We start from the raw sequence: 15342 nt of genomic DNA, 5'->3' as shown, positions 1-15342 counted from the left end.
AAATGAAAAAACTAGCTTTAATTTTTGTGTTTTTTTCCATTGTATGTAACGCACAACAAGACGCGCAGTTTACACAATATATGTACAATACCATTGCAATAAATCCCGCTTACGCAGGTTCTCGTGGAGTATTAAGTGTTTTTGGGTTGTATCGTACACAATGGATCGGACTTGACGGAGCGCCAGAAACAAGTACATTTTCAGTCAATACACCTTTAAATAATAGTAATTTAGGACTGGGAGTTTCTTTGGTAAATGATAAAATCGGACCAACAAATGAAAATACATTGTCGGCAGATTTATCGTATAGTATTCCAACATCCGAAAAATTTAAATTGTCTTTTGGATTAAAAGCTACTGGTAACCTTTTTAATTTAGACGTAAGTAAATTAACTTATGAAAATCAGGGTGATCCACAGTTTCAGGATTTAAAAAACAAGTTTACACCAAATATTGGAGCCGGTATTTATTGGCATTCAGATCAGGCCTATATTGGATTATCGGTGCCAAATTTCATTCAAACCAACAGATATGATGATAACGATGTTGCTATTTTCAAAGACAAAATCAACTACTATTTCATGGCGGGTTACGTCTTTAATTTAGACCATTTAGAGTATATAAAATTCAAGCCAGCCCTATTAACAAAAATGGTAGAAGGAGCACCTTTACAAGTTGATGTTTCAGGAAATTTTATGTTTAATGATAAATTTGTTGTAGGACTTGCTTATCGTTGGAGTGCTTCGGTAAGTGCAATGGCAGGTTTTCAGGTTTCAAAAGGAATGTATATAGGATACGGTTACGATCATGAAACGACCAACTTAAGAAGATACAATTCAGGATCACATGAGATTTTCCTTCGTTTTGAATTTTTCCATAATTACAGCAGACTTACATCACCAAGATTCTTTTAATTGATTTAAAATATGATGATTAAAAAACTATTATATTCCTTTTTGTTCTTTAGCATTTTTTTCGTGGCAAATGCACAAACTGCCAGTATAGCAAATGCAGATAAAAAATACGACAATTACGCTTACGCGGATGCCATAAAAGCCTACGAAAAGTTAGTTGAAAAAGGAGTTAGAGACGAAAAAGTATTTCAAAGATTAGGAAATTCCTATTACCTTATTGGAGAATTGCAAGAAGCTTTAAAATACTATCAGGAATTATATATCCTTAATGAAAATCAGGAACCAGAGTATTTGTACAAATATGCTCAGTGTTTAAAATCAGAAGGAAATTATACACAATCAGATGAAATTTTAGAAAAACTCATTCAAAAAGCACCATTAGATAAAAGAGGTATTTTATTCGCAAATAATAAAAATTATTTAGAAGATATTAAAGCAAATTCTGGTCGATTTGACATTGCAGATGCTGGAATTAACTCAAAAGATTCAGATTACGGAAGTACGATTTTAGATAATAAACTAGTATTTACATCTGCAAGAGATACTGGTTCAATAGTCAAAAAGAACTTTAAGTGGACCAATAAAGCAATTTCAACTTTATATTCTGCTGAATTAAGTCCTGACGGAAGTATTGGAAAACCAATGATATTTCATAAAGAAAATTTAAGAGTCAATTTCAATCAATCGACTCCGGTTTTTACAAAAGACGGACGTACAATGTACTTCACCAGAAATAATTCTGTAGATGGAAAAAGACGAGAGAATGAAAAGAAAATTACATTCTTAAAACTTTACAAAGCAACTTTAATAGACGACCAATGGAAAGATGTTCAGGAACTTCCTTTTAATAGTGACGAATACAGCGTTGCACATCCGGCTTTAAGCGTAGATGAAAAAACATTGTATTTTGCATCAGATATGCCCGGAACACTTGGCGCTTCGGATATTTTTAAAGTAAGTATAGAAGCTGATGGAACTTTTGGAAAACCTGAAAATTTAGGCTCGGATATCAATACAGAAGGAAGAGAAACCTTTCCTTTTATTTCAGCTGAAAATGAACTTTATTTTGCCAGCGATGGAAGACCGGGTTTAGGCGGACTTGATATTTATGTTTCGAAAATAACTAAAGAAGGTTCTTTTGATGAAGTTCAGAATATTGGAGAACCAATTAATAGTAAGCAAGACGATTTTGCTTTTATAATTAACAGTAAAAACAGAAATGGGTTTTTCTCTTCAAATAGAACTGGTAGTCAAGGCTTGGACGATGTTTATCGCTTTACAGAAAACCGCAGATTAATTTGCGAACAGTCGATATCAGGAACAATTACAGATCAGGAAACAAACGAAACACTTTCGAATGTTGCTTTAATATTATTTGACGAAGCAGGAAAATCTGCCGTTGAAGCAAAATCTGCTGCTAACGGAAATTATGTTTTTTCGAATGTAAAATGCGGAAAAAAATACTTTATCAAAACATCAAAAGAAGATTATTTGTTTAAAGAAGTTTCTGTGACGTTGAAAAAAGAAACAGGATCAGTTTCTCTGCCAATAGCTTTAGAGAAGAAACCAAAACCAATAGTTGCAATTCCGGTTATAATAAAGGCAAGTAATTCGATTAAACCGGTTAAAGTCAATATTAGCATTGGAACCGATTTAGGAAAATTATTAAAAATTCCGATGAACTTTTTTGATTTAGGAAAAGCGACAATCAAGAAAACATCTGAGCCTCAATTGCAGAAAATTGTTGATATGCTAAAACAATATCCAACCATAAAATTAGATATTCGTTCGCATACAGACAGTCGTTCATCAACTGAAAGTAACCAGATTTTATCAGATAAAAGAGCTGAATCGACGAAGAATTGGTTGATACAAAAAGGAATCGACGCAAGCCGATTGACAGCAAAAGGATACGGAGAAACACAATTAGTAAATAAATGTGCCGATGGTGTAAAATGTACCGAACAAGAACATCAGCAAAACAGACGAAGCGAATTTATAATTGTAAGTCTGTAATTTGATAAATATAAAAAAGACCTTTTCAAGATTAGAAAAGGTCTTTTTTTTGGGAAATTGTAAACGGATATTCAAAAAAGAACCAGAGGTTCGATTTATATTGTAGGGCCGGACTTTAGTCCGGTCTAACAAACATTTGGTTAATTTCGTCTAGTACATCAAATTCATTCGTAGGAAACATTTCTAAAACCATTTCTAAAATGAGCGCTACATTAATAGGTGAGTTTTTAAGAGTATAGGAAGATTTATGTGCATCGTGATCAAGTGCTACAATACATAATTTTAAGATTTCGGCAATAACGCAACCAAGCTCGGAATAATTTGAAAGTTTAATTTGAACAGTATAAGTTTCTGATTCGTCATTAGAAGGTTTTAAGGTGTTTAAATATAGCGCAGATAACTTTTTTAGGCGTTCTAAATTTTTAGTTTCAATTGTTTCCATAATGATGTTTTTTGATTGTAAAATGTTTAGCATTTAAGCTTTTTTAATTCTTCTTAAAGAGTTGTTTTAATTTCATGCAAGTTGTGTTTTATAATTTTTATTTTCAACATACTATAATATGTTAATTTAATTATTTTCTTACATTTTTTCAAAATCAAATCTATTAAACAATAAAGAATAATAGAACGACATATATGTCGGGTTGATATCTTTTTTAAATTTTATGTAATCCCTAAGGGATATTATGGAATCGTGATTTCCTCTTTCTACCAACATTTAATTCCTAACGGAATATATTGTAGGGACGGATTTTAATCCATCTTTGTCAATTATAATCAAAATCATAATCATACCACAATCTTGTCATTTCGACGGAGGAGAAATCACACTCGTTAATCGACAAAGATTGGCGATTTTCTTTGTCTTTTCTAGATTTTATGTAATCCCTACGGGATACTATAGAATGGTAATTTCTTTTTTCTACCAACATTTAATTCCTAACGGAATATATTGTAGGGATGGATTTTAATCCGTTCTTCTCAATCATAACCACAATCTTGTCATTTCGACGGAGGAGAAATCTTCGTGAGAAGCTCGACAAAGATCGGATTCTTGTTGCGGAGTTACTTGTGGAGATTTCTCCTCCGTCGAAATGACAAATTGTAATGAATGCAAATCGCTATTAAACCCGACAGGTTTTAAAAACCTGTCGGGTTTGTCGTAGAATATAGAATAATTCTGTAAAAAGTTCCGGAGGAACGAAACATATTGTAGGGATGGATTTTAATCCATCTTCGTAATCATGTTATCGAAAAGCAATCGTTCCAAAACCCGACAGGTTTTTAAAACCTGTCGGGTTTAATTATCTCGACAAAATCTTTGTCCAAATTCAAAACCATTCAAAACCCTGCGTTTTTCGCAAAAAAGTCTTAAAATTCATTCATTTTTTTAAAGTAAAATTTCTTTAGATTAAAATTTAACTTATTATGTTTAAAATGAGTTGATTAAGTTTTAAAAAATCGTTTTCGTTGTTTTTTATATTCATTTTTTTTTAACTTTATAGAACTTAAAATTTTTCAGATATGACTGTAAATCAAATACTAAACGCAAAAGGGAAAAATGTTTATTCCGTACTTTCAACAACAACAGTTTATGAAGCTTTGAAAGTAATGGGCGAAAAAAACATAGGGGCAATTCTGGTTATTGATGGAACCGATTTAAAAGGAATATTGTCTGAAAGGGATTATGCCCGAAAAATTGTTTTGAAAGACAAGTCATCAAAAGAAACCTTTGTACATGAAATTATGGAAAGCACTGTTTTTTCAGTAAATCTTTCTAATAATATCGAAGACTGTATGGAGTTGATGAGTACGAAAAGGATTAGACATTTACCAGTTTTGGAAGATGGAATTGTGGTAGGAATAATTTCGATCAGTGACGTTGTAAAAGCGATTATAGAAATTCAAAAAGATACTATAAATCATTTAAATTCATATATTTCGCAGTAATATAAAACATAAAAATATACTTTATAAAATAGTCCAAATTATCGTGGACTATTTTTTTTGGCGTTGCGAAAACGTTATTTTAAGAAAAGAAAAACATAAAAAGACGCCATTTTAAACCAAGACTTATATCTTTGTAAGCTAGAATAAAAGCTAAAAATAATGAACAAAGAGAGTAAAAGAAGAGAAGCGTTACTGTACCATTCAGAACCAACTCCAGGAAAAATTCAGGTAGTTCCAACAAAAAAATATGCAACCCAAAGAGATTTATCTTTGGCTTATTCGCCGGGTGTTGCTGAGCCATGTTTAGAAATTGCAGCAAACGTAGACGACGTTTATAAATACACAGCAAAAGGAAATTTAGTTGCCGTTATCTCAAACGGTACAGCGGTTTTAGGACTTGGAGACATTGGTCCGGAAGCTTCTAAACCAGTTATGGAAGGAAAAGGTTTATTGTTTAAAATCTTTTCTGATATTGATGTTTTTGATATAGAAATCGGAACAAAAGATATCGAAGAATTTATCCAGACTGTTAAAAATATTGCTCCAACTTTTGGAGGAATAAATCTTGAGGATATTAAAGCACCGGAATCTTTTGAAATCGAAAGAAGACTGGTAGAAGAATTGGATATTCCGGTAATGCACGATGATCAGCACGGAACGGCAATTATTTCTTCTGCGGCTTTAATTAACGCATTAGAATTAGCAGGAAAAAAAGCAGAAGATGTAAAAGTAGTAGTTTCTGGCGCAGGTTCGGCTGCAATAGCTTGTACTGATTTGTATGTTTTGTTAGGAGTTAAGGTTGAGAATATCAAAATGTTTAATAGTAAAGGACTTTTAACAAAAGACAATCCTTCACTATCAGAATTACAATTGAAATATGCTGTTGATGGCGCTAAAATTGAATTAGCAGAAGCAGTAAAAGGAGCAGACGTTTTCATCGGATTGTCTTCAGGAGGTATTTTATCGGCTGAAATGTTGTTGACAATGAAAGAGAATCCAATTGTTTTTGCAATGGCAAATCCAAATCCGGAAATCGATTATAATCTAGCTACAGAAACTCGTAAAGATGTTATTATGGCTACGGGACGTTCAGACTTTCCTAATCAGGTAAATAATGTTTTAGGTTTTCCATATATTTTTAGAGGAGCTCTGGATGTTAGAGCTACTAAAATTAATGAAGCTATGAAAATGGCTGCTGTAAAAGCATTGGCTATTTTGGCTAAAGAACCAGTTCCGGAACAAGTAAACGTGGCATATGGCGCAACAAAACTAGGTTTTGGTAACGATTATATTATTCCTAAGCCATTTGATCCAAGATTGATTACTGTAGTTGCTCCGGCAGTTGCAAAAGCAGCAATGGAATCTGGTGTTGCAAAAAATCCTATTACAGATTGGGCAGCTTATGAAGATCACCTTCGTGAACGTATGGGGAATGATAATAAAATGGTTCGTTTGATGACAAACCGTGCTAAAATGGATCCTAAAAGAATTGTATTTGCTGAGGCAGATCAATTAAATGTATTAAAAGCAGCACAAATTGTTCACGAAGACGGAATTGGACATCCAATTTTATTAGGAAATAAAGAAGCGATTTTAGAGCTTAAAGCTGAATTAGGTTTTGATGCTGAACTTGAAATCATCGATCCTAAAACAAATGAAGAAGAAGCAAGACGTAACAGATTTGCAAATTCATATTGGGAAACAAGAGAGAGAAGAGGTGTTTCGCTGCTTGATGCTCAGAAATACATGCGCGAAAGAAACTATTTTGCTGCAATGATGGTCAATGAAGGCGAAGCAGATGCATTAGTTACAGGTCATACAAGAAGTTACCCAACAGTTGTAAAACCAATGTTGCAATTGATTGAAAAAGCACCTGGAGCATCACTTGTAGCAACAGCAAATATGATGTTGACTTCTCGCGGGCCAATGTTCTTGTCTGATACAGCAATCAACATCAATCCTTCTGCCGAAGATTTGATTAATATTGCAATTATGACTGCAAAAACAGCAAAAATGTTTGGTGTTGAACCAGTTATTGCAATGGTTTCTTATTCAAATTTTGGATCTTCAACAAGCCAAAGTGCTTCAAAAGTAAGAGAAGCTGTAGCTTATTTGCATAAAAATCATCCTGATATGATCGTTGACGGAGAGATTCAGGCAGATTTTGCTTTGAATCAGGAAATGCTTGCAGAGAAATTTCCGTTCTCAAAATTAGCAGGAAAGAAAGTAAATACATTGATTTTCCCTAACTTAGAGTCGGCTAATATTACTTATAAATTATTAAAAGAATTATATAAAGTAAATTCAATTGGTCCAATTATGATGGGAATGGGTAAACCGGTTCACATTTTTCAATTAGGAGCAAGCGTTGAAGAAATGGTTAATATGGCTGCAATTGCAGTTATTGATGCTCAGGAAAAAGAGAATAAAAAAAATAAATTAGCTAAATAGTAGAAATTATAAGGGTCGATGTAATATTGTCGTATTTTTAGTGCATTTTTATTATATTTGACCCTAATAAATTATACTATGATAGCACACTTGCAAGGTAAATTAGTTGAGAAAAACCCTACAGATGTAGTGATTGATTGTGGAGGTGTTGGATATCAAGTACATATCTCTTTACACACCTTCTCATTAATTCCTAATGCAGAGAATATAAAATTGTATACGCATCTTCAAATTAAAGAAGATGCGCATACTTTATTTGGTTTTGCAGAAAAATCAGAACGAGAAATCTTTAGAATGTTGTTATCTGTTTCCGGCATTGGAGCAAATATTGCCAGAACAATGTTGTCTTCAATAGAACCCAGACAAATTATAAATGCTATTGCCTCTGGCGATGTAGTTGTTATACAGTCAATTAAGGGAATTGGGAACAAAACAGCACAAAGAGTTATTCTTGATTTAAAAGAAAAAGTGTTAAAGTTGTACGATTTAGATGAAGTTTCTGTAGTACAAAACAATACAAATAGAGATGAAGCGTTATCTGCTTTGGAAGTTTTAGGTTTTGTTCGAAAAACTTCTGAAAAAGTAGTCGAAAAGATCGTCAAAGAAGATCCGGAAGCTACTGTAGAATCAATCATCAAAAAAGCTTTAAAAAGCTTATAAACTCATTTTAAATAAAAGAATTGTATGCGTAAAATTTGTATTTTTTTGCTGGTTTTATTTTGCGGTAATGTTTTGCGTGCGCAAGTAAATCCGGCGGTCAAAGATACAACCAAGACTCAATTTTCAGTAGGAAAGGTTGAGATTGAAGATCCACCAAGCATACTTTCTGCTTACAGATACGATCCTATTACAGATCGTTATATTTACACAAGTTCAGTTGATGGTTTCTCTATAAATTACCCAATTGTTTTAACGCCAAAAGAATACGAAGATTTAGTTTTGAAAGAATCCAGAAGAGATTATTTCAAAAAGAAATCAGATGCTATCGATGGTAAAAAAGCAGGTAGTGAAGCCAATAAAAAGAATTTATTACCAAGATATTACATTAACTCAAGTCTTTTTGAAAGCGTTTTTGGAAGTAATACAATTGATGTAAAGCCAACAGGATCAGTCGAAATGGATTTGGGTATTCGATATACCAAGCAAGATAATCCTTCATTCTCACCTAGAAACAGGTCAAGCTTAACCTTTGATTTTGATCAGAGAATCAGCATGAGCTTAATGGGTAAAGTAGGAACCAGATTAGATGTAAATGCTAATTATGATACTCAGTCTACATTTGCATTTCAAAACTTATTTAAACTGGCTTATTCACCTTCAGAAGATGATATTATTCAAAAAGTAGAGGTTGGTAACGTTAGTATGCCTTTGAACAGTACGCTTATACGTGGGGCTCAAAGTTTATTTGGGGTTAAAACTCAGCTGCAATTTGGTAAGACAACAATCACGGGAGTTTTCTCAGAACAGAAGTCACAAACAAAGAGTATAGTTGCAGAAGGTGGTGGTACAGTTCAAAATTTTGATTTGTATGCTTTAGACTACGATAACGACAGGCACTTTTTCTTATCACAATACTTTAGAAACAAATATGACGCTTCTTTAAAAGGGTATCCTTTTATTGATAGCCGTGTACAGGTAACGAGAATTGAAGTTTGGGTAACCAACAAACAAAACCGTGTAAGTACTACAAGTAATAACTTGCGTAACGTTATTGCACTTCAGGATTTAGGAGAGGCACAGGCAACCGGTATTCCGGATAATCAGGTTGTAGTTGTATCACCAACAACAGGTTTCTTTAGTAATCCTGTTGATTCTCCTGCAGAAAATGATAATAATAAATATGATCCTGCAGCTATTGGACAATCAGGTTCGTTTTTAAATTCAAATATTAGAGAAATTGTAACGGCAAAATCAGGATTTAATAGTGCAAACGTAAGTGAAGGTACAGATTATTCGATATTAGAAAATGCCAGAAAATTAAATGCGAACGAGTTTACATTTAATGCACAGTTAGGATATATCTCTTTGCAGCAACGTTTGGCAAATGATGAGATCTTGGCTGTAGCCTACGAGTATACCATTGGTGGTAAAGTTTATCAGGTTGGAGAATTTGGTAGTGATGGAGTTGATGGGACAATTGTTACAGGAAACACCCCTTCAAATCAGGCTATTATTACACAAAGTTTAATCTTGAAAATGCTGAAAAGTAGTTTGACAAACGTACAGAATCCAGTTTGGAATTTGATGATGAAAAACGTTTATCAAATTCCTCAGGCGTATCAAATTAAGCAAGATGATTTTAGATTAAACATTCTTTATACAGATCCTTCACCAATAAATTATATTACACCAGTTCAGGGAAGTACTTTTCCTCCAAATCCTGCACCGGATAATAAGGTTGACCAAACGCCATTATTAAATGTTTTTAATCTGGATAGATTAAACTATAATAACGATCCACAAACCGGAGGAGATGGTTTCTTTGATTATCTTCCGGGTATAACGGTAGACGTTCAAAATGGTCGAATTATTTTTACAACCAAAGAGCCTTTTGGAAAACTTTTGTTTGATAAATTAAATACAGGTTCAGGAGAAAACTACAACGATCCTTCTACATACAATCCGAATCAAAAAAAATATGTGTTTAACAACATGTATCGAAATACACAATCCGGAGCATTGCAGGACAGTGACAAAAATAAATTCTTATTAAGAGGAAAATATAAATCATCAGGAAGTAACGGAATTCCAATTGGCGCATTTAACGTGCCACAAGGTTCAGTTGTGGTAATGGCTGCCGGGAGAAGATTAGTGGAAGGAATTGATTACAGTGTGGATTATCAATTAGGGCGAGTACAAATTTTAGACCCTTCACTTCAGGCTTCAAATACACCAATTGAGGTTTCGCTGGAAAACAATTCAATTTTTGGACAGCAAACCAGAAGATTTATGGGATTCAATATCGAACATAAAATTTCGGATAATTTTATTGTTGGCGGAACCTTTTTAAAAATGACCGAAAGACCATTTACTCAAAAATCGAGTTATGGACAGGAATCTGTAAATAATACTATTTTTGGTTTTAACGGAACCTATTCAACAGAAGTTCCATTCTTTACCAGATTAGTAAATAAATTACCAAATATTGATACAGATGTTCCTTCTAATCTTTCGATTCGTGGTGAGGTTGCTTTCTTAAGACCGGATGCTCCAAAAGCAAGTGATTTTGAAGGAGAAGCAACTATATATGTGGATGATTTTGAAGGCTCACAGTCTACGATAGATATGCGATCAGCTTATGCATGGAGTTTAGCTTCTACGCCATTTATTAACACGGCAGGAGATCCTACTTTTAATGCAAATTTTGATGATTTAAGATATGGTTATAAAAGAGCAAAACTGGCTTGGTATACCATTGATCCAATATTTTATACCTCAAAACCATCAGGTATTTCAAACGATGATTTATCATTGAACACAACAAGAAGAATTTACAGCCGTGAATTATATCCAAATACAGATATTGCTCAGGGACAAATTCAGGTTATTAATACACTTGATTTAAGTTATTATCCATCAGACAGAGGTCCGTATAATAACAATCCAAATTTTAGTACAGATCCGGCATCTTCGAATTTTGGTGGAATTATGCGTGCTCTGAATTCTACAAATTTTGAACAGGGGAATGTTGAGTATATTCAGTTTTGGGTTCTGGATCCTTATGTTGGAAACGGAGAAGCACAAACAAATAATACTGGAAAAATATATTTCAATTTAGGAGAGGTTTCTGAAGATGTTTTAAAAGATGGAAGAAAACAATATGAAAATGGATTAGGACCAGGTCAGATAATGGTAAATCCACAGCCAATTTGGGGAGATGTTCCAGCATCACAATCTTTGATTTATGCCTTTGATACAAATCCGGATAATCGTAGAAATCAGGATGTTGGTTTAGATGGTTTACCGGATGCTAGAGAAGGTTCAGTTTATACAAATTATGCGGGAGATGAAGATCCTGCTGCGGATAATTATACTTATTACTTAAATACAACAGGTGGAGTTCTTGATCGTTATAAAAAATATAATGGAGTAGAAAATAACTCTGCCGTAAGTATAGATGATCCTAATCGTGGATCAACAACATTACCGGATGTTGAAGATATTAATCGTGATAATACGATGAGTACTATAAATGCTTATTACGAATATAGTATTGATATTAAACCAGGAATGCAGGTTGGACAGAACTATATTACAGATATTCGTGATGTATCTAATATTGAGTTGCCAAACGGTGGAACAACAAATGCAAGATGGATTCAGTTTAAGATTCCTGTTTCTCAGCCTCAAAAGACCATTGGTAATATCACCGATTTTAGATCTATTCGTTTTATGCGTATGTTTATGACTGGTTTTAGCAATCAGATGACAATGCGTTTTGGAGCTTTAGATTTAGTTCGTGGAGAGTGGAGAAGATACACAGGAACTTTAGACGCAAATGATACAGACCCGACTAATGATGGAACTGAATTTGATGTTTCGGCAGTAAATATTCAGGAAAACAGTACAAAATGTCCTGTGAATTATGTGATTCCACCAGGAGTTCAAAGAGAACAATTGTATAATAACAATACGATAATCAATCAAAACGAGCAAGCGTTAGCATTAAGAGTTGGCGGGTCAGGTTTACAACCGATGGATTCCAGAGCAGTTTTTAAAAATGTAAGCGTAGATATGCGTCAATACAAAAAACTTAAAATGTTCTTGCACGCTGAATCATTACCAAGTGAAGCTACGTTACAAGATGATGAAATGGTAGGGTTTATTCGTTTTGGAAATGACTTTACACAAAACTTCTATCAAGTTGAGATTCCATTAAAAGTAACCAGAACAGGAGGGTCATGTACAATAAGTCCTGATCAGGTTTGGATGGAAGAAAATAATATCGATCTGGCATTGGAGTTGCTGACAAGTATGAAGATTAAAGCGATGAGCCTTGATCCTGCTTCTCCTAAGCGAGATATTAATGGTATTTATTATCCGGATAATGATCCTGATTCTCCAGGCGGCGATGGAGACAGTAGATTGGTATTAGGTATAAAAGGAAATCCTAACTTTGGTTTAGTTCGAAACTTAATGGTCGGAGTAAAAAGTAGAGTAGATCATAAAGATATTAAAGGAGAAGTTTGGTTTAATGAGCTTCGTCTTGCCGATTTAGAGAATAAAGGCGGTATGGCAGCAATATTAAATATTGATACCAATATGGCTGATTTCGCCACAGTTTCGGCAACGGGTAAAAAGAGTACAATTGGTTTCGGATCTCTTGAACAAGGAGCAAACGAAAGAAGTCGTGAAGATATTCAGCAATATAATATTGTTACTAATTTAAATCTGGGTCAGCTATTGCCGCATAAATGGGGAATCAATCTTCCATTTAATTATGCGATTGGAGAAGAGGTAATTACCCCTGAGTATGATCCTTTTAATCAGGATATAAAACTAGATCAGTTGATTAGAGAAACTACCGATCAGGCTGAAAAAGACAATATCAGAACTCGTGCTGTTGATTATACAAAACGAAGAAGTATTAATTTTATTGGAGTAAAAAAGGACAGAGCTCCGGAACAAAAACCGCATATTTATGATGTTGAGAATTTAACATTTTCACAATCATATAATGAGGTTAATCGCCATGATTATGAAGTAGAAACCTATCAGGATCAACAATCGAATACGGCGGTAAATTATGCTTATACTTTTCAGCCAAAAGAAGTAGTTCCTTTTAAGACAACCAAATTCATGAAAACAAGTGAATATTGGAAGATTTTAAGTGACTTTAATTTTAATTACTTACCATCCAATATTACCTTTAATACCAATATTTTAAGACAAAGCAATCGTCAACAGTTTAGAGATGTTGAAACACAAGGGATTCCGGTTTCACCACTTTTCAGAAGGAATTTTGCATTTAATTATCAATATGGTTTTGGATATAATTTGACAAAATCATTGAAATTAAATTATACTGCTGCATCAAATAATATTGTTAAAAATTTCTTGAATGACGATAATACGCCTAAGCAAGATTTTAATATTTGGGATGATTACTTGGATATTGGAACACCAAATTCACACATACAACAATTAGTGTTGAATTACGAAATTCCTATTAATAAAATCCCTGTTTTTAGTTTTGTAAAAGCAAGTTATTCGTATACGGCTGATTATAACTGGCAACGTTCTTCTTCAGCGTTTGCTGATCTTCCGATAGAAAATCCGGATGGATCAATAACAAATTATAATTTGGGGAATACAATCCAGAACGCAAATTCAAATACATTGACTACAACATTTAACATGAATATGTTGTATAAATATTTAGGATTAACGCCTGGAGCAAAATCTTCGAAGGCTGGAGCAAAACCTAAGGCTGCTGCACCACCAAAACCTGGAGAAAAAATTGTTAATACGGCAAAACCGGTAGTAAGTAATAGCCCTTTTTATGATGGCTTGATAGGAATATTAACTAGTGTGAAAAACATTCAGGTAAATTATACTAAAAATAGCGGAACTGTTCTTCCTGGGTATACACCAAGTGTAGGATTCTTTGGAACTTCAAGACCAACACTTGGGTTTGTTTTTGGAAGTCAGGATGATGTGCGATATGAAGCTGCTAAAAATGGATGGTTGACAGATTATCAGGATTTTAATCAAAACTTTACACAGGTAACAAATAAGCTTTTAAAAATAACTGCAAATATTGATTTACTGCCAGATTTAAAAATTGACTTGGCAATGGATCGTGCTTATTCTCAAAACACGTCAGAACAATATAGTGTTGATCCGGTTAGTAGAGAATATTTGCCATTATCTCCATATACTTATGGAATGTTTTCGATTTCGACAGTGTTAATAAAAACTGCTTTTTCTAAAAGTGATGAAACACAATCTGCGGCATTTGATGATTTTAGAAACAATCGTTTGATAATTGCAAATCGTCTTGCAGAAGAACGTTATGGATCAGCTCCAATACCAAGATATGATGTAGCTGATGTTCCGCCGCCACCGGTAGATCCAACGCAGGAAGATCCGTTTAAAAAACAAAGAGAAATTTATGCGTCAAATCAAGGATATCCTATTGGTTATGGCAAAAGTAATCAGGCAGTATTGTTGCCATCTTTCCTTGCGGCTTATACCGGAAGTAATGCATCGAATGTTTCAACCGGAATTTTTAGAGATTTTCCAATCCCAAACTGGAGTATTAAATACAACGGTTTAATGCGTTATAAGTTTTTCAAAGATAAATTCAAGCGATTCTCATTGCAAAATAATTACAGAGCGTCATATACAATAAATCAGTTCAGATCTAATTTTGATTATTCAGAAAATCCGAATGGACAGGATGTTAATACCAATTTTTTCAATAAGACGATCATGTCAAATGTCAATTTGGTAGAGCAGTTTAGTCCGCTTATTCGTGTTGATTTTGAGTTGAAGAGTTCATTGCGTATCCTTACTGAAATCAAGAAAGACAGAGCATTGTCGATGAGTTTTGATAATAATTTGTTGACAGAAGTTAGAGGAATGGAGTATGTTGTAGGAATGGGATATCGTTTTAAAGATGTTATTTTCTCCTCAAGATTAGCAGACAGTCCAACAGGAATTATTAAAAGTGACATCAATATAAAAGCCGATTTTTCTTTTAGAAATAATCAAACATTGGTTCGTTATTTAGATTATGACAATAATCAATTGGCAGCTGGACAGAACATCTGGTCGCTAAAAATGACAGCAGATTATGCGTTTAGTAAAAACCTAACGGCAATATTTTATTACGATCACTCGTTCTCAAAAGCAGTAATTTCAACATCATTTCCATTAACGAATATTAGATCAGGATTTACGCTTAGGTATAATTTCGGAAATTAATTTTTAGTTTCTAAACTAGATTTCTTAGAAGATTATTACATTTGTGACTGAATTACTAAATTATCAATTTTCAAACAACACA

The 15342-nt window shown here is 33.5% G+C and carries 7 protein-coding genes; 6 read left to right on the top strand and 1 reads right to left on the bottom strand.

Annotation, left to right across the window (positions count from 1 at the left end; genetic code table 11):
- The first annotated feature begins 2 nt into the window (after positions 1-2).
- Positions 3-914 (top strand): type IX secretion system membrane protein PorP/SprF, encoded by a 912-nt coding sequence (locus tag C8C83_RS05480; RefSeq protein WP_121326834.1) that lies wholly within the window; start codon positions 3-5, stop codon positions 912-914.
- A 12-nt stretch (positions 915-926) separates the two neighbouring features.
- Positions 927-2930: an OmpA family protein gene (locus C8C83_RS05475; protein ID WP_121326832.1), complete on the top strand. Its 2004-nt coding sequence runs from the start codon at positions 927-929 to the stop codon at positions 2928-2930.
- A 115-nt stretch (positions 2931-3045) separates the two neighbouring features.
- On the opposite strand, the gene C8C83_RS05470 is transcribed toward C8C83_RS05475, so the two are convergent.
- On the bottom strand, positions 3046-3372 hold the full coding sequence (locus tag C8C83_RS05470; RefSeq protein ID WP_121326830.1) for a hypothetical protein: 327 nt from the start codon (positions 3370-3372) through the stop codon (positions 3046-3048).
- Between the two features lie 1082 nt (positions 3373-4454).
- Here C8C83_RS05470 and C8C83_RS05465 point away from each other — a divergent pair.
- The 4 genes from C8C83_RS05465 to sprA all read left to right on the top strand — a co-directional run bounded on the left by C8C83_RS05465 (position 4455) and on the right by sprA (position 15260).
- On the top strand, positions 4455-4880 hold the full coding sequence (locus C8C83_RS05465; protein WP_099710752.1) for a CBS domain-containing protein: 426 nt from the start codon (positions 4455-4457) through the stop codon (positions 4878-4880).
- Positions 4881-5039: 159 nt separating this feature from the next.
- Positions 5040-7331 (top strand): NADP-dependent malic enzyme, encoded by a 2292-nt coding sequence (locus C8C83_RS05460; protein WP_121326828.1) that lies wholly within the window; start codon positions 5040-5042, stop codon positions 7329-7331.
- Between the two features lie 78 nt (positions 7332-7409).
- Positions 7410-7991, top strand: coding sequence for a Holliday junction branch migration protein RuvA (gene ruvA, locus C8C83_RS05455; RefSeq protein WP_121326827.1), 582 nt, complete (start codon positions 7410-7412; stop codon positions 7989-7991).
- Between the two features lie 24 nt (positions 7992-8015).
- Positions 8016-15260: a cell surface protein SprA gene (gene sprA, locus C8C83_RS05450; RefSeq protein ID WP_121326825.1), complete on the top strand. Its 7245-nt coding sequence runs from the start codon at positions 8016-8018 to the stop codon at positions 15258-15260.
- The last annotated feature ends 82 nt before the right edge of the window (positions 15261-15342 follow it).

This window comes from Flavobacterium sp. 90 (genome assembly GCF_004339525.1).
In the GTDB taxonomy this organism is placed as follows: domain Bacteria; phylum Bacteroidota; class Bacteroidia; order Flavobacteriales; family Flavobacteriaceae; genus Flavobacterium.
This window is presented reverse-complemented; position numbering and strand designations above follow the sequence as displayed.

Coding starts and splice junctions, on each gene's coding strand:
- C8C83_RS05480 (WP_121326834.1), top strand. CDS start 3: ATGAAAAAACTAGCTTTAATTTTTGTGTTTTTTTCCATTGTATGTAAC.
- ruvA (WP_121326827.1), top strand. CDS start 7,410: ATGATAGCACACTTGCAAGGTAAATTAGTTGAGAAAAACCCTACAGAT.
- C8C83_RS05475 (WP_121326832.1), top strand. CDS start 927: ATGATGATTAAAAAACTATTATATTCCTTTTTGTTCTTTAGCATTTTT.
- sprA (WP_121326825.1), top strand. CDS start 8,016: ATGCGTAAAATTTGTATTTTTTTGCTGGTTTTATTTTGCGGTAATGTT.
- C8C83_RS05470 (WP_121326830.1), bottom strand. CDS start 3,372: ATGGAAACAATTGAAACTAAAAATTTAGAACGCCTAAAAAAGTTATCT.
- C8C83_RS05460 (WP_121326828.1), top strand. CDS start 5,040: ATGAACAAAGAGAGTAAAAGAAGAGAAGCGTTACTGTACCATTCAGAA.
- C8C83_RS05465 (WP_099710752.1), top strand. CDS start 4,455: ATGACTGTAAATCAAATACTAAACGCAAAAGGGAAAAATGTTTATTCC.